Origin of the sequence: Streptomyces sp. NPDC005423, assembly GCF_040606415.1 — a bacterium.
Taxonomy (GTDB): Bacteria; Actinomycetota; Actinomycetes; order Streptomycetales; family Streptomycetaceae; genus Streptomyces.
The window spans coordinates 173,646-191,800 of sequence record NZ_JBEXET010000004.1 but is presented as its reverse complement, the minus strand read 5'-3'; the positions used below and the strand labels follow the sequence as shown (position 1 = coordinate 191,800).

The window sequence follows — 18,155 nt, the reverse complement described above, 5'->3', positions numbered from 1 at the left end:
CGTCCCCCGCACGCCTTGAGCCTTCCTGGACGGTCACTGAGCCGGGCGCCCGCATGCCGGAAGCTCCTGGTGCACGGGTCCGCCCGATCGGGACCCGCGCACCAGGAGCTCGCTTCCCCGCTACGGCCGTCGCGTGCGCGTCCCTCAGCTCGGGACGTCGAAGGGCAGCCCCTTGAAGGGCGCGTTCGGACGCCAGACGCCGGGGGTGAGCCGGCCCAGGGTGTAGGTGTTCAGCAGCCTGGTCACGAAGTACCGGGCCATGATGCTGTACACGATCTCGGTCGGGTGCCCCAGGTCGCTGGTCGTGATGCGGCGCCGCATGTCCGCCGGCACCGGGTCCTTCGCCGGCGCCGGGGGAATGCCGGGAGCGTAGAAGGGCGCCACTCCGGTGTCCTGGGCCTTCTTGGAAAGCCCCCAGTCCTCCAGGTGCTCGCTGACGTGGTCCATCCACGCGCTCATCCGTACGAGGTGGACGTGGTCCGCGGCGGGAGCGTGCGGATTGTCGGGCCATTCCTCCACGAGGCTTTCGAGGAGGGCGTTGTAACGGCGGATGACGGGGTCGATGTTTTTCGCCTGGGCGACTTTCTTCGGTTCGCCGAGACCTTCCATGTAGCGGATGGCGTTGTACACGCTGGGAAGGTCGATCACCATGAAGTGGTTGTCGGCTTTCGCGCCGGGGAAACTGGAGTTGATCAGTTCGATGAGGGCCTTGGTCTCCGCCACGGCGGGATAGGCCCCCACACCGTTCTCCAGGTCCTTCGGGTTCCGCTCGCTCCAGGTCTGCCACGCGGCGTAACTGTTCGTGGCCGGCAAGGACTTGACGGTGGCGCCGTCGTAGTCGGGCCGTGCCGCGGTGACGAAGTCGTTCAGGCCGATCCAGATGACGTGCAGCGTGGGACCGGCGAACGACCCGCCCAGGGCGCGGCGTTGGGCGACGTAGTCCTCCACCTGACCCCGGAGGTAGGTGAGGGCGCCGAACTTCGGTGCCCAGGTCCAGTCCGTGGTGACGATGCAGCCGCCCATGGAGTAGTTGACGTACTTGAGCTCCTTCGAGGGCGGCGCACTCTGTTTCGCGCTGTTCTGCTGGAGGAACTCCTCGACGGTCATCCGGGACTTCGCCGCGAGCGGCTGGTCCAGCGACTCGATGCCCAGGACCGAATTGCGGGTCAGGGTGCGGTAGTCGGTGGACTTGCGGATCGTCAGGTCGCGGTTCCCCCACATGAGCGTCTCGCCGGTGGCCCATTCGACGAGGAAGTCGGTCCAGTTCTTCCCGTCACTGAACCGGCCGGTCTCGTTCACGCGCATCGCGCCGAAGAGCCGGCCCAACTCGCCTGACGGCCATAACCACTTGTTTCCGATGTCGGACATGCTGTCGCCGAGAATGACGACGTTCTTGATGTCGGTCACGATTCCCCCTAGGCCTCGCACGCAGGTCCTGGCCGATGCAGGTGCCCCCTCCGAAAGGGAACCATAGAGGGTGAATCCGACCTTGGGTAGAGGCCTGACATGCCATCGCGAGTAACCGTCCCGTGGCGTCGCAGTACGACACCGCACTCGGTGGTGCCGACGAATGTGCATGGTGCGGAAGTGAAGGTGCGCGGCCCCGAAACGGAAGTACCTCCGTTGATTTCCGCCTACGTTATTCGAACCGCATTCTCTGTTTTCGATTGGCCTTTCCGGCCGCCGGACCCCGGACCGGGCGTGGAGGTACGGGTGCGCTGTGCGCGGCCCCGGCCGCTGCGGACCGGCCACGACAACGCTGATCGCGTGGTGCGTCATGGGCCTACGATGTTGCTCATGACGCAAGAAGACGGGGAGCTGGACAGCCTCGTACGCAAGCGCATTCGCGCCCTGCGGGTGGCGCAGGGCTTGTCACTGGAAGAACTGGCCACCCGCGCGCACCTCAGTCAGTCCTCGTTGAGCCGTATCGAGAACGGCCGGCGCCGCCTCGCACTGGACCAACTGGTCACCCTCGCCCGCGCTTTGGACACCACGCTGGACCAGCTCGTGGAGACCGCCGCCGCCGACGTCGTCACCAGCCCGATGATCGACGGCAGCCACGGCGCGATGCGCTGGCTCGTCAAGGGCGACCCCGGCATGAGCGTGGTGCGCCAGCGCCTGACCGAACCACCGCCCGAGAACCCGGCGCGGATGCGTGCCCACCCGGGGCGCGAATGGCTTGTCGTCCTGTCCGGCACCGCGCTTCTCGTGCTCGGCCACCGGCGCCTGCGCATCGAGACCAACCAGGCCGCCGAGTTCCCCACGATGATGCCGCACGCGATCGGCGCCGAGGGCGGACCCTGCGAGATCCTCGGCATCTTCGACCGCGACGCCCGGCGCGGCCACCAGCGCGACGGCGGCGGTGACGGACAGGGCACCCCCGAGTGACGGCGCGGACCGGACGGGGCCCCCGTGGTCGTGATTCTTGCGCGTCAGGCAGCGGACGCGACCCTCGTCTTGCGTAAAGCGGGAGAGTATCTGCCCCAGACGCATGGTCGCCCTAGTGTGCAGGCATGACCCACGCACACCCGCCGAACCCGCAGCACGGCGCTCCGCACGGACACCACCAGGAGCACGGAACCGACGTCCAGGCGGAGATCCTCGACCTCGACGCCGAGGTCCTCGCCGAGCACATGGCCGCCATCACCGCGTGGCTCCCTCTGAAGACGGATACGCGGCAGATCGTGGATCTGGGCTGCGGGACGGGCGCGGGGACCTTCGCCCTCCTCGACCGCTTCCCCGACGCGTACGTCACCGCCGTCGACGCGTCCGCCGAACACCTTCGGCGCCTGCGCACCAAGGCGTGCGCCCGCGGCGTGATGGAGCGCGTGAGCACCGTCCAGGCCGACCTCGACGACACCGCCTGGCCCGACCTCGGCTCACCCGACCTGGTGTGGGCGTCGGCCTCGATGCACCACATGACCCGCCCCGACCGCGTACTGCGCACCGTCCATGATCTGCTCGCCCCCGGCGCCCTGCTCGCCGTCGTAGAACTCGCCGGCTTCCCCCGCTTCCTGCCCGAAGGCGCCCCCGAGGACCGGCCCGGCCTGGAAGAGCGCTGTCACGCCGCGACCGACCGCCACAACGCCGAGCACCTGCCCCATCGCGGCGCCGACTGGGGCCCGATGCTGACCGCCGCCGGATTCACGGTCGAGGGCGAACACCCCGTCGCCGTGCGCATCGAGGGCTCCCGAGGCGAAGCGATCGGCCGCTACGCCCTGGGCGGCCTGCGGGGCTTGCGCAGCGCCGCCGCCGGCACACTCGCCCCCGAGGACCTCGCCGCGCTCGACCGGCTCATCGACACCGGCAGCCCGCACAGCATCCTGCGCCGCGACGACCTGACGATGCGCACCGAGCGCACCGTCTGGGCCGCCCGCCGCACCTGATCACGGAGCCCGCGTCCGCGGAGCGGGCCGCACCGGCCTCACGCGACCAGGAAGTCCGCCATACCGGCCTTGACCGCCCTGACGAACCGGGCGATCTCCGCGGACGGGAAGACCAGAGCGGCACCGTCGGGGTCGGCGGACTGCCTCATCGCGACGTGACCGTTCCCCAGTGGCTTCAGCTCCACGCAGTTACCGTTGTTGCCGCCGCTCCACGGCTTGCACCAGTCCTCGGTCCCCAGGTCGGCGGCGGCGTTCTTGGTGTGCGTCATGATCCCAGCTCCTTGCGGACGCCCACCAGGAACTCCCTGGTGCGCCCCTTCGACATTGCTTGTGTGCTCATCCGGTCGAACACCTCGCGGTGCGGTGCGGTTCTGCCGTGTCCTCCGTGTCCTGCGTGTAAGCGGCACCGCGCGAACTGTCCGTGCCCGCGATGTCCGGGAAGCCGGCCATCGGGAACCGGAAGAAGGTGAGGGGCCCGAAGGCCCGGGGGACGGTGCGGCGACAGGATCGCGTGGGCGTTCTCCGTGACCCGGAGAAGGCGCGGCACCGCGTGCGGTGGGAATCCGCTGAGGTGGCGGGCCGCGTACGCGCAACCGGCCCGCACGGCGGCCCGGTCGGGCAGCGGGGCCGGACAACTCCGCCGGCCGGCGGGCGCGTTGGCCTGTTCGGGCCGGGTGGCGGTCGCAGGAGCGATGCGCGGTCCCGCACCGAGGTCCGGCCCCGTCAACTCGGCCGCCCAGCAGCGACGTTGAAGCCGCTCGCCGAGCACCGTCCGGCACACGGCAGGGGCCGACCGTGGTGCGTTCACGCAGCCTGCCCCCTTGCCTCTGATCGGCCGCCAGTGTGCCATGACCCTCGCAACACAGGCAGGGTACACAGGGTGACGGCAACCCGAGTGAGGTTGAAGGTACAGCTCGTCGACGGGCGACCGCTGCCCTCCGGCGGCGGACGGGCCGCGCTCGCCGCCGGAGGTCGACCGCCGGTCTGCGGCGGAGCGGTGGGCCTGTCCGCGTCAGGGGCCTGCCTACCGTCCGTTCCCGATCCGACGGACGGCGAAGTCGGCGATGTGGAAGTGGCTCCACGTGGTGCGGAAGGCGAACCAGCCGCTGGTGTACGGGTCGTCGTCGTGGTAGTCGAAGACGAGCTCGCCGTTGTCCCAGTACTGGACGTGCTCGCCGTCGGAGACCAGCCGGACACGGTTGGGCCGGTTCGCGGCGAGCAGGGGTGAGGTGTAGTCGTACACCAGCGGCCGGGAGCCGGCGACCCCGACGTAACGGCGCAGCCGGGTGGTGGTGTCGTAGTTCGCGCCGAGACCCGCGTAGTACGTGGTCAGGTAGTCGTAGTCGGCGAGGGCGCCGCTGCGCGTGGTGGCGAAGAGGTTCTCGGGGGAGCGGGTGTCGCGGGCGTTCCAGAAGGTGTTGAGGTCGCTGACCCGGTCGTTGACGCCGCCCGCCGAGACGGGAGTCGCCGTGAAGTCGATCTCGTACCTTCCGGAGAACGGCCGCTTGAACCACACCGACGCCCCGGCGGGCACGTCGACGTCGAGCACACCGCCCTTCGCCGTGGCGCTGCCGCCCTGTTCCAGCTCGGTCCGCCACTGACCCGTACCGTGCCGGAAGTCGTCACGGGCAAGCAACTGCTGTGCCTTGCAGGGCTCGTGATGGACCGTCACCGGAGCGGCGCCGGTGGTGAGTGCGGTGGTGGCCGCGACGGCGAGGCTCACCAGGACGGTGGACCAGGTGGTGCGCATGGGAGGGCTCCCTTCCTGTGGACGGCCAGGAGCGTACGGAACCCAACAATCACGATCAACGGAAGCCACAGGAACGCAAAGAGACGTTCATGGAGATCGAGCGGGCGCGCCGGGACCGACCGGCGGAGCGCCCGACGCGGATGCGGGGAAAAAGACGCGCCCGATGAAGGGAAAATGATGGGTTCCGCCTCTTCAGTACCGGCCCGGGGTCGGCCTACCGTTGCGCCCATGTGAACGGCCTGACCGTGGGCTGACGGGTCACTGGTCTTCCGAGAGCCCGGCGGCGCCGCCCCCGTGGGTGAACCGGGAGCGACCGCAACGACCGAAAGGACACAGCGTGACCACCTCACCCCTGAACAGGATCGCCGGCGCCCCCATCTCCTGGGGCGTGTGCGAAGTCCCCGGCTGGGGCTACCAGTTGACGCCCGAACGCGTGCTGAAGGAGATGCGTGAGGTCGGCCTGGCCGCCACCGAGTTCGGCCCCGAGGGCTTCCTGCCCGGCGAGCCCGACGCCATGGCCGGGGTTCTCGCCCAGCACGACCTGCACGCGGTCGGCGGCTTCACCCCGCTCCTGCTGCACGTGCCCGGACACGACCCGCTCCCCGAGGCCGAAGAGCTCCTGAAGGGCTACGCCGCCTCGAAGGCCGAGGTGCTCGTCCTGTCCGCCGTCACCGGCCAGGACGGCTACGACTCCCGACCCGAACTCGACGCCGACGGATGGAAGTTGCTGCTGTCCAACCTGGACCGGCTGGCGTCGCTCGCCGCCGAGCGCGGCGTCCGGGCCGTCCTGCACCCGCACGTCGGCACGATGATCGAGAACGGCGACGAGGTCCGGCGCGTCCTGGAGCACTCGGCGATCTCGCTCTGTCTCGACACCGGCCACCTGCTCATCGGCGGCACCGACCCCGCCGAACTCACCCGCCAGGCGCCCGAGCGCATCGCGCACACCCATATGAAGGACGTGGACGCCTCCCTCGCCGCCAAGGTCCAGGACGGCCGGCTCGGCTACACCGAGGCCGTGGGCAAGGGCATGTACCGTCCGCTCGGCGCGGGAGACGTGGACGTCGAGGCCATCGTCACCCACCTCACCACCCGCGGCTACGACGGCTGGTACGTGCTGGAGCAGGACACCATCCTGACCGGCGAGCCCACCGGGAAGGGGCCGGTCGAGGACGTGTGGGCCAGCGCCGAGCACCTCCGCACGGTGCTGCGGGCGGCCGGGCAGCCGTAGGACCGCCTGATGCGGCGAGCGCTGCCCGGCCGGGCTCACGCTCAGCCGCGCCGGCGCTCGGCCGCCGCCCGCAGTTCCTGGCGGAGCCGGTCGCCCGACCAGGTCTCGGCGACCGCCCGCCACACGATGTCCGCCTGGGAGGGCGGGGCGAGCCCGTCCACCGGCGGGTCGCGGTCGAGGTCGGTGGGGAAGGCGTAGCCCTCGGCGCCGGCGGCGATGACCCGGCGCAGCCAGTCGTCGGAGACACCCTCCGACCTGCGGCGCAGCAGCACCGGGAAGAGGGCGTTCGCCATCGCCTCGCGGTCCACCGTCTCCATGGCACGGCCGAAGGCGGAGGAGATCTGCAACAGGTTGGCCATGCGCCTGATGCCGGCCGAGCGGTTGTGGCCGGCGGCGTGGAAGAGCGCCGGGTTGAAGAAGACCGCGTCGCCCTGCTCCAGGGGGAGTTGGACGTGATGGGCGTCGAAGTACTCGACGAAGCGCGGGAGTCGCCAGGCGAGGTAGCCGGGCTCGAACTTCTGCGAGTGCGGCAGGTAGAGGGTCGGGCCGGACTCGACGGGCATGTCGCAGTGGGCCACCGCGCCTTGCAGGGTGAGCACCGGCGAGAGGCGGTGGACGTGCGCGGGGTAGGCCGCGGCGCGTTCCTGGGAGAGGAAGCCGAGGTGGTAGTCGCGGTGCACGCTCTGTGCGGCGCCGCCCGGATTGACCACGTTGACCTGGGAGGTCACCTGGTAGGCGGGGCCGAGCCAGGCCTCCGCGACCAGCTCCAGGATGTCGTTGGCGTAGTAGTCGGCGAACACCTCGGGTGCCCGCACGGCCACCTTGTCCAGGGCGTTCCACACCCGGTCGTTGGCGCCCGGTGGGGCGAAGTGGTCGCCGCGGGCCGTGCCGCTCGCGCGCTCCTCCTCGATCAGCGCGCGGAAGACGTCGGACGTCCGGTCCACGACAGCCGCGTCCGCGAAGGCGCCCTTGAGGACCACGATGCCGGGTCCGTCGAGCAGCGCCCGGACCAGCTCCTCCTGCACGCTCCGACGGCCCTCGCGAGAGACCGACAGCGCGCGGAGGCGCTCGCTGTCGTAGAGCGGCACGTTCCGCTCGACCCGCTGGGCCGAGGGGTGATCGGCGGGATCGGTGCGCTGCTCGACCAGCGCGCGGAACGCGTCGAGGTCACAGTCCGCCTCGGTCAGCCAGGTGCGGGCAGCCGCGGATACGGGAGGCATCGGGGTCCTTTCGCCGTCCGTGTGTCCCTGCCAGTCTTGAGGCCCCGAACCCGTCATTCAATGCCCGGCACCGCATCAAAAGTCCATCATCGTCTCCGGGACCCCTTGTGCGACACCGCTACCCGTCTTGCCGGTACTCGCTCGTACCCGCGGGCACCCGCTGGAACTCGGCGCGGGGTCAGCGGGGGACGGTGGCGGCGGGCGGGGCCCAACGGCGTTTCAGGGAGACCGAGTTGTCGATGCCGTAGTCCTTCTTGAGGTGTTCGGGGATGGCGTAGTGCATGACGCGACCGCGGGTGAGGGAGGAGAGTTCCAGGACGGTGGTGAGGTTCCCGAGGCGGTCCAGGGCCCAGGCACCGAGCGGTGAGCGGTCCTCGATGGACTCCAGGACACCGAGCAGACGGGGCACCGCCTTGACGACGGTGTCCCACGGGGTGCGCGGCACGTCGAGCCAGTCGGCACAGGTGTCGCCGATGAGGTGACGGATGAGGGCGGAGACGATCGGGTCGAAGAAGGTGCCGGGCACCACCTCCTCGTAGAGGTCGATGAGTTGCCGGGTCAGGTGGGCGCCCTCGGCGGTCGGTCCCATGTGCCGGATCATGTACCGGTCCAGGAACTGCCGTGCCTCTTCGAGGCTTTGGGGCACGGCGTCCTGGTCCACGCCGAGCATGGCCCCCACCACCCGCCAGGCGTAGTAATACGCCCGCGCCCCCTCCTCGGACATGTGGATGCCCAACCGGTGCAGGCTGTCCAGTACGAGCATGGAGAAGAACATCTGGCCGCCGATGAGGTCCTCCTGGCAGATCGGCGTCCCCAGCGTGGCGGTGTCCCAGCGGTTCTCGCGGCGGAGGTGGTGACGGATCGAGGCGTGCAGGAGGCGGACCTTCTGGGCGGCGGGAAGGAAACGGCTGCCGGCCTCGAAGGCGTCGGGCCGCATCAGGTAGACGGTGAACTGGCCTGTCTCCGCCATCCGTTTGGAGGGGTACTTCAGACCGTGGGCGGCGGAGAGGAGTTTCGCCACGGGCGGCACGACGTAACAGGCGGGCATGGCCGCGAAGGACAGCGCCGTCGAGATGTGCACGTTGTTGTCGATGAAGAACAGCCGCGCCTTCTCCATCTCAGCCCAGTCGACCCAGTCCGGCGGGGTGCTCGTGGCCCGCAGGTACTCCGTGGCGACGTCGGGCAGCCCGTCCGGCAGGGGAGACCCCGCCGTGGACACGTACCGCATCAGCGTGTTGAACTTGCCGACCTCCCCGCGCTCGAACAGCGTCGCGACCGTGGCGTCGGCGAGTTCGTCACCGGACTGGCGCAGGGCGTCCATCGACGCCTCGGTGTAGATCATGGCGGGCTCCTCGTCGTTGACGTATCCGATGTCCCGGACGTGTTCGGCGGCCCGGGCTTCCTTGCCGTCTTCTCCGTCCTCTGCGCTTTCCGGATCTTCCAGGTCTTCCAGGTCGGTCGGGGGTGGCCTACGACAGGCGGACCGCCGCCGCCTGCGCGAGCGTGGTCAGCGCGGCGGCGGCATGCGGCGGAACATCCAACTCGCCCACGCCGTCCAGGGCTTCGGCGACCCGTGCGCTGATCATGGCCTCGACGCGGTCGGGTGTCCGCAGCCGGCGCATCACCTCGCGGACCGTCCGCAGACCGTCCTCGTCCAGGTCGCGCCGGCCCAGCACAGCGCGGAGCCGATCCCGGTCGTCGGCGCCGGCGACCCGCCAGGTCTCCGCCAGAAGGGCGGTGGGCCGGTGACCGCGGACATCGTCGGTGCCGGCCTTCCCGGTCTCCGCCACGTCCCCGAACAGACCGAGGACGTCGTCCCTCAGCTGGAACGCCTCGCCCAGCGGCAGCCCGTACGCGGAGTAGCCGGCGCGCAGCCGCTCACCGGCCCCCGCCAGTGCGCCGCCGATCAACAGGGGCTGTTCCACGGTGTACTTGGCGGTCTTGTAGCGGATCACCTTCAGGGACGTCCCGGTGTCCGGCTCGGCTCCGGTGCGGAGGATCTCCAGGCACTCGCCCGCGACCAACTCCCTTGCCAGCGACGCCCAGAGCGGGCGGGCCCGGGACAGATAGGCCGCCGGCAGACCGCTGGTGGCGAAGAGCTGACCGGCCAGTTCCATCAGCAGGTCGCCCACCAGCATGGCCAGCGACCTGGCTGCGGCGGCGGCGCGCGGGTGCTGCCGTACGGCGGCGCGCAGGGCGATGTGGGCGGTGGGACGCCCGTGTCGCAGGGGACTGTCGTCGATGAGGTCGTCGTGCACGACCGCCGCGGCGTGCACCAGCTCCATCGAGGCCGCCGCCCGCACCAGCGCGTCGCTGTCGGGCTGTCCCGCCGCCCGCCAGCCCCAGTAACAGAACGCCGCCCGCAGCCGTTTGCCGTCCGCCACCGCGGCCTTCAACTGGTCGGCCACCGGGCCCAGCGCCGGATCGATCGCCGTGAACCGCTCGGTCTCCTCGGCCATGAACCGGCGGAGCACCTGATCGGTCCTGGCCTTGAAGACGGCCGGCTCCCAACGGTCAGACGTCATCGGCGGCCCGCCGAGCCAGGGCGTGCCGGGCGAGGATCTCCAGGTGCGCCGGGGGAACGGCCGTACAGCGGTCCAGTACGAGGCGTCCGCGCGCCACGAGGTCGCGCTCGGCGTCCGCGGCCAGGTCGGCGGTGTCCGAACGGCGCAGCAGGCCCCGCACCGTTCCCAGCGCCGTGCCCACCGTCCCGAGGGCGGTGCCCACCGTGCTCACCGCGAGATCGGCCAGTCCCGCCACGAGCAGGACCGCCCGCTCGTCCGCGCCCGTGTGTCGTACCGAGTCGTGTGTCATGCCACTCCCACCCACAGCGGTCCGGGCGGCGGTCACCCCGCCCTCTCGGCAGCCTCGCGAAGGAACGGGTGCCCGAGGGCGGAAACTCACGATCGAGTGATCACCTCGCGTGGCCGTACGGATACGGATGCCGACTCGGACTCGTGGAGGCGGATGCGGCCGCGGGGGCACGCACCGCGGACCGGGTTCGCCAGCATCATCAGCGGCCCCCTGGGTACTCGCGCGGTACACCACCCCTGCCCGAGAGAGTGAGGACGCCTTGAGCGAGCGCCGCCCGGAAACCCCTGGGGACAGCGGGGGGCCGCAACCGAAGCCGATACCGAGGGATCTGCCCGATCAGCAGGCCGCCACCGGTGACCAGCCCGAGTCGGAGAGCCCCGACAAGGAGAGCCCCGACAAGGAGAGCCTCGACACGGAGGTCCCGGACACGGAGGTCCCGGACACGGAGGTCCCGGACACGGACGAGGCCGGGACCGGCCGCCGGGGCGGACCGCGGGCCGGCGCCGCCCACCCCGAGGAGCCCGTGCCCCAGGAGCCGCCCGGCTGACGCTCGGCGTGCCGTCCGAGCCGAGACGGGTGACGCTGGGGAGTGCCGCGCATCAGGCACCTCGTTCCACGTGCCGGCTACCACCCAGAATCCAACAGTTACGGAGTGTGAAGTAAATGGCCAGCGTGTCTCTCACCGGAGCGTCCAAGGAGGATGCCGCCACTGTCTTCGGTGTCCTGCGGACGGCGTTCCCGACCGACCGGGCCGCCGACGACGTACCCCAGGAACAGCCGGGCGACCACGCCGCCGTGTGGACCGCGGAGTTCGAGCCGACCCAGGAGTGGATCCCGACCGACCCCATGCCGCTGGCGGGCACGGTCAGCGTCACCCTCCAGGGCGGCTACGTCGCGGTGGACCAACTGCACGAGGCGCTCCGCACGGCGTTCGCCGTCCAGGAGGAGGGCACGGCGTCGGGGGACCAGGAGAAGGAAGTCGACCTGCGTCTCAGCACGAAGCGCTGACGAGTCACGAGGAGATGAGCGGCATGGTGCGGATCGGGTACACGATGATGACCGAGCAGTCCGGCCCGCGGGAACTGGTGGGCCATGTGGTCGGCGCCGAGCGCGCCGGCTTCGACTTCTCCGTCACCTCCGACCACTACTTCCCCTGGCTGGAGTCCCAGGGACACGCCTCCTACGCGTGGAGCGTCCTCGGTGCCGCCGCGCAGGCCACGGAACGCATTCCCCTGATGACGTACGTGACGTGCCCGACGACCCGCTACCACCCGGCGGTCGTCGCCCAGAAGGCCGCCACCCTGCAACTCCTGTCCCAGGGGCGCTTCCGGCTGGGTCTCGGCTCCGGGGAGAACCTCAACGAGCATGTCGTGGGCGGAGGCTGGCCCGCCGCGCATGTCCGGCTGGAGATGCTGGAGGAGGCCGTGGAGATCATCCGCGCTCTCTTCGAAGGGAAGAACGTCAACCACCACGGGGTCCACTTCGACGTGGAGAACGCCAAGTTGTGGGACCTGCCCGACGAGCCGCCGCCGATCGGGGTGGCTGTCTCCGGCGACCGCTCGTGCCAACTCGCCGGGCACCTCGCCGACTTGCTGATCGCGACCGAGCCCAAACCGGAACTGGTCTCCGCGTTCGACCGGCACGGCGGCGAGGGCAAGCCCAAGGTCGGCCAGCTGCCCATCTGTTACGACACCGACCGGGACGCGGCGATCGCCCGCGCCCACGACCAGTTCCGCTGGTTCGGCTGCGGCTGGCCGGTCAACTCCGAACTGCCCGGACCGGCCGCGTTCGCGGGCGCCACCCAGTTCGTACGGCCCGAGGACGTGGCCGGGTCCATCCCCTGCGGCGACGACGTGAACGCGGTCGTCGAGGCCGTACGCCCGTACGTGGACGCCGGGTTCACCGAGGTCGCCCTCGTCCAGATCGGCGGCGACCACCAACTTCCGTATCTGGAGTGGGCCGAGCAGAAGCTGCTGCCCGCCCTGCGCGAACTGTGAGAGGGCGAAGGCACCCGGGATGACCACGAAACGCGCCGCGATCTTCGATGTCGACGGAACGCTCGTCGACACCAACCACCTGCACATCGTCTCCTGGTGGGAGGCGTTCCGGCAGGCGGGCCACCACATCCCCTCGCGGGACATCCACCGGGCGTTGGGTCTCGCCGGCGGCGACCTGCTGGACCACCTGCTGGGCGAGGACCGCGATCACGACGGCGACGACCAGCTCGTCGCCGCCCACCACACCCTCTACGCCGCGTACTTCGAGCGGCTGCCCGCCCTGGAAGGGGTGGGTGACCTGCTGCGCGGACTGGCCGGACGGGGCTGGCAGATTGTCCTGGCGACCTCGGCGGGCGGCGCGGAACTCTCCGCCCTGCGACGCGCCATCGACGCGGACGACGTCATCCTCGGGGCGGCCAGCGCGGACGACGTCTCCGCGGGAAAACCCGCCCCCGACCCGGTGCGGGAGGCCAGGAAGCTGGCGGACGTACCGAGCGGACAAGCCGTGTTCGTCGGCGACACGGTGTGGGACATGAAGGCCGCCACGAGCGACGGGGTGACTCCCGTGGCCGTGCTCTCCGGCGGAGTTCCCCGCGCGGAACTGGAGGAGGCCGGCGCCCGCGCGGTGTACCGGGACGCCGCCGACCTCCTGAAGCACCTGGACTCCAGCGTCTTCGCGGAGCGGGAGTGACCGGACTCCGCCCGAGAGACGGGGAGTTCAGTCGGCGGTGAGCACGGAGTCGTCCTCGGGCCGCGCGCCCGGCAGCCGGTACCGCGCGGCGACGAGGGCGACATCGACGTCCCGGGTGCCGGTCGACACGCACAGCGTGTAGGCGATGTCGTCCATCCGCTGCCGGGTGGCGGGGCCGCCGTTCTCGGCATGCAGGGCCCGCAGGGTCTCGTACTGCTCGACCAGGTCCTTGAGCACGGCAGGGTGGGCCATCAGCACCGGGGGTCTCCCATCAGGTGGACATGTCATACGCGACGCGAATACCCCGGCTCGGCCCGGTCATGCGCGGGTTCCGTGGAGGGGGTTCCGGGTTCCGTCAGTGCCGTGCCTCGCCCGCGACCGCCGGAGGAACTCGTCGCAGGGCGTCGGCGGTCAGGTCCGCCAGGGCCGGATACCCGTCGACCGCCATGATCAGATCGGCCTCCGCGAGCAGCGACCGCAGCACGTGCACGACGCCGTCGGCGCCGCCGAGCGCGAGCCCGTACGCGTACGGCCGGCCCACGGCCACCGCGGTGGCGCCCAGCGCGAGGGCCGTGACGACGTCGGCTCCGCTGCGGACACCGGAGTCGAAGAGGACCGGGAGTCCGTCGACGGCCTCCACCACGGCGGGCAGCGCGTCGAGGGCGGGCAGACCTCCGTTGGCCTGGCGTCCGCCGTGGTTGGAGCAGTAGACGCCGTCCACGCCCGCGTCCTTGGCCCGCCGGGCGTCCTCGGGATGGCAGATGCCCTTCACGAGCAGCGGGAGGTCGGTGAGGGAGCGCAGCCAGGGAAGGTCGTCCCAGGTGAGCGGGGCGCCGAAGAGCTGGGTCCAGAGGAGGACGGCGGCCTGCGGGTCCTCTTCCGGAGTGCGGGCGAGCCGGGCGCGGAAGACGGGGTCACTGGTGTAGTTGGCGAGGCAGTGCCCGCGCAGCTGGGGGAAGTTGGCGGTGGCCAGGTCGCGGGGACGCCAGCCGGTGACCCAGGTGTCCAGGGTGACCACGATGGCCCGGTACCCGGCCTGTTCGGCGCGGTGCACGAGGCTCGCGGCCAGTTCGCGGTCGGTGGGGGTGTAGAGCTGGAAGAAGCCCGGGGTGTCCCCGTACTCGGCGGCGACCTCCTCCATCGGGTCGGCCGAGAGAGTGGAGGCGATCATCGGTACGCCGGTGCGGGCGGCGGCCCGCGCGGTGGCCAGGTCGCCGTGCCCGTCCTGAGCGCACAGTCCGATGACCCCGACCGGCGCCATGAGCAGGGGAGAGGGCAGCCTCATCCCGAACAGGTCGACGGACAGGTCGCGTTGGGCCGCGCCGACGAACATGCGCGGTACGAGTCCCCAGTGGTCGAAGGCGGCCACGTTGGCCCGCTGGGTGCGTTCGTCGCCGGCGCCGCCCGCGACGTAGGACCACACCGAGGTGGGCAGCGCCGTCCGGGCCCGGTCCTCCAGTTCCGCGAAGGCCATCGGGTACGGCGGCAGCACGCCCCCGAGCCCGTTGAGGTAGATCTCGTTCTGGTAGGAGCCGAACGGCTGCCCTGTCATGGCTGTCCCTTTCCACTGGCGTACTCAGTGAGAGTGCGGCACCGGCTGCCGCGGCGGGGTCCGAACGCGGGGTCGCCGCGGATGGCGTTGATCACGCCGTCAACGGACCGTGGTGGAAAGGGGCTCGTGCGAGGGGGAGTCGCCGGCTCGCCCCCACGGCCTCAGTGGCGGACGCGGACGACGAGTTTGCCGGTGGCGCGGTCGTGCTCCATGTCGGAGTGCGCGAGGGGCACTTGCTCCAGGCCGTCGTAGACGCGGTCCACGGGGAAGGCCAGTCGGCCCGCCGCCACCGCGTCGAGGATCTCCTGGAAGACGTCCCGGGGCAGGTCGGCGGCGTCGCCGAAGTAGCCCGCCAGGCGTACTCCTCTCGGCAGGTACTCGTTCGGGGAGAAGTCCGGCACCGTCCACTGGTTGGAGAGGCTGCCGCCGAAGCACGCCGTGCCGTGCACGCGCACCGCCCGCAGGGTGTCGGGCAGGGTCGGCGTGCCGACGAGTTCCAGGGCGGCGTCCACGCCGTCCGGGTACAACTCGCGTACGGCGGGAGCGACGTCACCGGTGTCCAGCAGCGGGTGGGCGACTCCGTGCTCCTTCAGCAGGGCGAGCCGGTCGGGCCGCCGGGTGGTGGAGAGCACGGTGGCGCCGCGCCAGGCGGCCAGCGCGGCGGCCGCCAGGCCCACCGAGGAGGTACCGCCGCGGATCAGCAGGGACTGGCCGGGCCGCAGGTCCAGGCCGACGGTGAGCGAGCCGTGGGCGGTCTGCACCATCTCCGGTAACGCGCCCAGCACGTCCCAGGGCAGGTCGGTGTCGACCGGGATGACCTGGGACAGCGGTACCGACGTGTACTCGGCATAACCGCCGTCGTAGGTGCGCCCCATGTCCCCCATCATCGCCACGACCTTCTGCCCGGCGGTCAGCCCGCTGCCGGCCGGGGCCGCGTCGACGGTACCGACGGCCTCGATGCCCGGCACCCGCGGAAAGCTGACACCCACGCTCACTCCCAGCCGCAGCTTCAACTCCGAACGGTTGAGGCCGAACGCCTCGACCCGGACGCGGACCCAGCCGTCCCGCTCGGGCGGGAGCGGGAGGGTGGTCAGCCGCAGGTTGTCCACCGGGCCGGGCGCGGAGAGCCGGACGGCGCGCATGGTGGTCGGCGAGGACGTCATGGGGTGCCTTCTTCCCGGGGCAGGAGAGTCGCTCGCCGGTGGTCAACACCCGGCCGCCGGACCTTCATTCCCGACGGGACGTCCCCGGCCGGGTGGTACGCCGAAAGGCCCCGCCGCCGACCCGGTGCGCGGCGGAACCAACTGGCGCCCCCCGCCGTCGATTTGCCGGATCGGCAACAAGAGTGGCGTGACCGGACCGGGAGGGGCGACGGTTGATCCGTGACCGACAACAGCACCGCGGGATCGCCCGCGTCCAACGCCACCTCGCATGCCGACGGATACGTCGGAGACCCTGTGGTACGGGCGGAGTGGGACAACCGGTACACCGACCGGCAACAGTTGTGGAGCGGCCGGCCCAACGGCGCGCTCGTGGCCGAGGTCGCCGGGCTCCGTCCCGGGCGGGCGCTCGACGTGGGCTGCGGCGAGGGCGCGGACGCCGTCTGGCTGGCGCGCGGCGGCTGGGACGTGACCGCCGTCGAGGTCTCCGGCGTGGCACTGGACCGGGCCGCCGGGCACGCGCGGGACGCCGGTACCACCGTTCGCTGGGTACACGCCGCGCTGACGGAGGCGGCGCTCCCGCAGGCCTCCTTCGACCTGGTCTCCGCGCAGTACCCCGCCCTGCTGCGCACCCCCGACGCCGCGGCCGAGCGGGCGCTGCTCGCGGCCGTCGCCCCCGGCGGTGTCCTGCTGCTCGTCCACCACGCCGGGATGGACACCCAACAGGCGCACCAGGACAGCGAGTTCGACCCGGCCGACTACGTCTGGCCCTCGATGGTCGCCGCCCTGCTCGACGACGACTGGGTCGTGGAGGTCGACGAGCAGCGTCCCCGCGTGTCACCCGAAGGCGGTGCCGGCGCCCATCACACGGACGACCTGGTGCTGCGCGCGCGACGGCTGCGCTGACCGGTCGTCGAGCAGGCCGAGTCGCCCCGCTCCTCGACTCCCTGCGCGGCGCGCCGAACGGCGTCCGCGTAGCGGGTGGCGAGGAGATCGACAGCTCCCGCGGTTGGGGCGGTCCGACGATGTCGAAGGCGGTGCCGAAGCGGCCGATCGCCGCCGCCAGGCCCGGTCGGGCCGCGGGGCCGTATCCGGTCGGCGCGGAAGGTCCGCCGGTCCTCCCGTTCGAGGTCCCAGGCGAGCGGGTACCCAACGGCCTCACCGGGTGAGCAGGGGAGGGGGCTGGACCCGGCGGGCCGGTCGTCGGTCTCGTTCTCGACTCCGCGCTCCCGACTCATTACCCGTCCGTCTGCGGCGGTGGATATGACGCCGTCGCCGTGGTCACCGTGCCGCCGGTCCGTCCTCGTCCAGACGGCGTCGGTCCTCCTCGTCCCAGGCGCGGGTGTCGCGCGGCTGCGTGTACGGCTCGGCGCCGGGAGGCATACCGCCGGCGATCGCCCGCTGACGCACCGCCTCCGCGTCGAACTCCAGCCCCAGCAGGATCGCCAGGTTGGTGATCCACAGCCACACCAGGAAGACGACGACGCCCGCCATGGTGCCGTAAGTCTTGTTGTAGGAGGCGAAGTTGGTCACGTAGAACGCGAATCCGGCCGAAGCGAGCATCCAGATCAGCAGGGCCAGGAGGCTGCCGGGAGTGACCCATTTGAAGCCCTTCACCTTCGCGTTCGGGCAGGCCCAGTAGAGGATGGCGATCATCACGGTGACCAGAATGACCAGCACGGGCCACTTCGCGATCGACCACACCGACAGCGCGGAACTTCCGATCCCGAGCGCCGTACCCGCCTGGCGGGCCACGCCACCGGAGAAGACCACGATCAGCGCGCTGACGACCGCCAGCACCAGCAGGACGACGGTCACGCCGAGCCGCACCGGGAGGATCTTCCACACCGGGCGCCCTTCGGGCATGTCGTAGACGGCGTTCGCGGCGCGCATGAACGCCGCGACGTAGCCGGACGCCGACCAGATCGCCACCACCAGGCCGACGATGGCGACGAGCGAACCGACACCGGCCTTGCCCTGGAGTTGCTCCACCGCCTGGGTGAGGATGTTGTGCACCGAACCCGGGGTGAGCTGCTTGAGGTTCTTCAGCACCTTGTCCGTGGTCGACCTGCCGGTGAGGCCCAGCAGGGAGACCAGGACCAGCAGCGCCGGGAACAACGCGAGCACCCCGTAGTACGTGAGCGCCGCCGCCCGGTCGGTCAGCTCGTCCTTCTTGAACTCGCGCAGGCTTCCGGAAAGGACCCGGCCCCAGGCCTGTTTGGGCAGTTGGGCCGGCGAGTCCGGGGCCCGTTCCTCCACCTCGGGTGCCGGGCCGGCCCGCTCCTCCGGCGACTGCTCGGCGCCGTTCCCCTCACGGTCTTTTCGTCCAGGAAGATGCGATTCAGCCATGTTCG

19 protein-coding genes and 1 pseudogene are annotated in these 18,155 nt (G+C 71.1%); 8 read left to right on the top strand and 12 right to left on the bottom strand.

The window, feature by feature from the left end; all coding sequences use genetic code 11:
- Nucleotides 1–144: 144 nt before the first annotated feature.
- Nucleotides 145–1,407 (bottom strand): hypothetical protein, encoded by a 1,263-nt coding sequence (locus tag ABZT12_RS08695; RefSeq protein ID WP_356379545.1) that lies wholly within the window; start codon nt 1,405–1,407, stop codon nt 145–147.
- A gap of 390 nt (nt 1,408–1,797) precedes the next feature.
- On the opposite strand from ABZT12_RS08695, the gene ABZT12_RS08690 reads away from it, so the two are divergent.
- Both ABZT12_RS08690 and ABZT12_RS08685 read left to right on the top strand, forming a co-directional pair.
- Nucleotides 1,798–2,388, top strand: a complete 591-nt coding sequence (locus tag ABZT12_RS08690) for an XRE family transcriptional regulator (protein ID WP_356379542.1) — start codon at nt 1,798–1,800, stop codon at nt 2,386–2,388.
- Nucleotides 2,389–2,513: 125 nt separating this feature from the next.
- On the top strand, nt 2,514–3,386 hold the full coding sequence (locus ABZT12_RS08685) for an L-histidine N(alpha)-methyltransferase (protein ID WP_356379539.1): 873 nt from the start codon (nt 2,514–2,516) through the stop codon (nt 3,384–3,386).
- A gap of 38 nt (nt 3,387–3,424) precedes the next feature.
- Here the strand turns inward: ABZT12_RS08685 and ABZT12_RS08680 are convergent, their stop codons facing one another.
- Both ABZT12_RS08680 and ABZT12_RS08675 read right to left on the bottom strand, forming a co-directional pair.
- On the bottom strand, nt 3,425–3,655 hold the full coding sequence (locus tag ABZT12_RS08680) for a DUF397 domain-containing protein (protein ID WP_356379536.1): 231 nt from the start codon (nt 3,653–3,655) through the stop codon (nt 3,425–3,427).
- A gap of 755 nt (nt 3,656–4,410) precedes the next feature.
- The gene (locus tag ABZT12_RS08675) at nt 4,411–5,136 is read right to left on the bottom strand and encodes a DUF6250 domain-containing protein (RefSeq protein WP_356379533.1); all 726 of its coding nucleotides are present in this window, start codon (nt 5,134–5,136) and stop codon (nt 4,411–4,413) included.
- Between the two features lie 337 nt (nt 5,137–5,473).
- Between ABZT12_RS08675 and ABZT12_RS08670 the strand changes: the two genes are divergently transcribed.
- Nucleotides 5,474–6,367, top strand: coding sequence for a sugar phosphate isomerase/epimerase (locus tag ABZT12_RS08670; protein WP_356379530.1), 894 nt, complete (start codon nt 5,474–5,476; stop codon nt 6,365–6,367).
- Nucleotides 6,368–6,408: 41 nt separating this feature from the next.
- On the opposite strand, the gene ABZT12_RS08665 is transcribed toward ABZT12_RS08670, so the two are convergent.
- From ABZT12_RS08665 to ABZT12_RS08650, 4 genes are all read right to left on the bottom strand, one after another.
- Nucleotides 6,409–7,587 (bottom strand): phytanoyl-CoA dioxygenase family protein, encoded by a 1,179-nt coding sequence (locus tag ABZT12_RS08665; protein WP_356379527.1) that lies wholly within the window; start codon nt 7,585–7,587, stop codon nt 6,409–6,411.
- Nucleotides 7,588–7,765: 178 nt separating this feature from the next.
- A complete protein-coding gene (locus ABZT12_RS08660) occupies nt 7,766–8,929 on the bottom strand; it encodes an oxygenase MpaB family protein (RefSeq protein ID WP_356379524.1) in 1,164 nt (387 codons plus the stop codon).
- A 127-nt stretch (nt 8,930–9,056) separates the two neighbouring features.
- A complete protein-coding gene (locus tag ABZT12_RS08655) occupies nt 9,057–10,112 on the bottom strand; it encodes a polyprenyl synthetase family protein (protein WP_356379521.1) in 1,056 nt (351 codons plus the stop codon).
- Entirely contained in the window at nt 10,102–10,401 is a 300-nt protein-coding gene (locus ABZT12_RS08650) for a polyprenyl synthetase (RefSeq protein WP_356379518.1), read from the bottom strand. Before ABZT12_RS08650 ends, ABZT12_RS08655 begins: the two co-directional genes overlap by 11 nt.
- 259 nt (nt 10,402–10,660) lie before the next feature.
- Here ABZT12_RS08650 and ABZT12_RS08645 point away from each other — a divergent pair, with 259 nt between their 5' ends.
- The 4 genes from ABZT12_RS08645 (at nt 10,661) to ABZT12_RS08630 (ending at nt 13,089) form a co-directional block, all read left to right on the top strand.
- Nucleotides 10,661–10,948: a hypothetical protein gene (locus ABZT12_RS08645; protein ID WP_356379515.1), complete on the top strand. Its 288-nt coding sequence runs from the start codon at nt 10,661–10,663 to the stop codon at nt 10,946–10,948.
- Nucleotides 10,949–11,064: 116 nt separating this feature from the next.
- Nucleotides 11,065–11,409, top strand: coding sequence for a hypothetical protein (locus ABZT12_RS08640; RefSeq protein WP_356379512.1), 345 nt, complete (start codon nt 11,065–11,067; stop codon nt 11,407–11,409).
- Nucleotides 11,410–11,432: 23 nt separating this feature from the next.
- A complete protein-coding gene (locus ABZT12_RS08635) occupies nt 11,433–12,398 on the top strand; it encodes an LLM class F420-dependent oxidoreductase (protein ID WP_356379509.1) in 966 nt (321 codons plus the stop codon).
- A gap of 19 nt (nt 12,399–12,417) precedes the next feature.
- Nucleotides 12,418–13,089, top strand: coding sequence for an HAD family hydrolase (locus tag ABZT12_RS08630; RefSeq protein WP_356379506.1), 672 nt, complete (start codon nt 12,418–12,420; stop codon nt 13,087–13,089).
- A 27-nt stretch (nt 13,090–13,116) separates the two neighbouring features.
- Here the strand turns inward: ABZT12_RS08630 and ABZT12_RS08625 are convergent, their stop codons facing one another.
- From ABZT12_RS08625 to ABZT12_RS08615, 3 genes are all read right to left on the bottom strand, one after another.
- The gene (locus ABZT12_RS08625; protein WP_356379502.1) at nt 13,117–13,347 is read right to left on the bottom strand and encodes a DUF5133 domain-containing protein; all 231 of its coding nucleotides are present in this window, start codon (nt 13,345–13,347) and stop codon (nt 13,117–13,119) included.
- 97 nt (nt 13,348–13,444) lie between these two features.
- Nucleotides 13,445–14,641 carry an alpha-hydroxy-acid oxidizing protein gene (locus ABZT12_RS08620; RefSeq protein ID WP_356379499.1) on the bottom strand — a complete coding sequence of 399 codons (1,197 nt, stop codon included), beginning with the start codon at nt 14,639–14,641 and terminating at the stop codon, nt 13,445–13,447.
- 161 nt (nt 14,642–14,802) lie between these two features.
- Nucleotides 14,803–15,804, bottom strand: coding sequence for a zinc-binding dehydrogenase (locus ABZT12_RS08615; RefSeq protein ID WP_356379496.1), 1,002 nt, complete (start codon nt 15,802–15,804; stop codon nt 14,803–14,805).
- Nucleotides 15,805–16,023: 219 nt separating this feature from the next.
- Here ABZT12_RS08615 and ABZT12_RS08610 point away from each other — a divergent pair, with 219 nt between their 5' ends.
- Complete coding sequence (locus tag ABZT12_RS08610; protein ID WP_356379493.1) at nt 16,024–16,707, top strand: class I SAM-dependent methyltransferase; 684 nt, start codon at nt 16,024–16,026, stop codon at nt 16,705–16,707.
- A 158-nt stretch (nt 16,708–16,865) separates the two neighbouring features.
- On the opposite strand, the pseudogene ABZT12_RS08605 reads toward ABZT12_RS08610, so the two are convergent.
- Together ABZT12_RS08605 and ABZT12_RS08600 are read right to left on the bottom strand one after the other, a co-directional pair.
- Nucleotides 16,866–17,001 (bottom strand): annotated as a pseudogene (locus ABZT12_RS08605) (WYL domain-containing protein); the annotation flags it as partial.
- A gap of 81 nt (nt 17,002–17,082) precedes the next feature.
- A complete protein-coding gene (locus tag ABZT12_RS08600) occupies nt 17,083–18,150 on the bottom strand; it encodes a YihY/virulence factor BrkB family protein (RefSeq protein ID WP_356379490.1) in 1,068 nt (355 codons plus the stop codon).
- Nucleotides 18,151–18,155 lie beyond the last annotated feature (5 nt).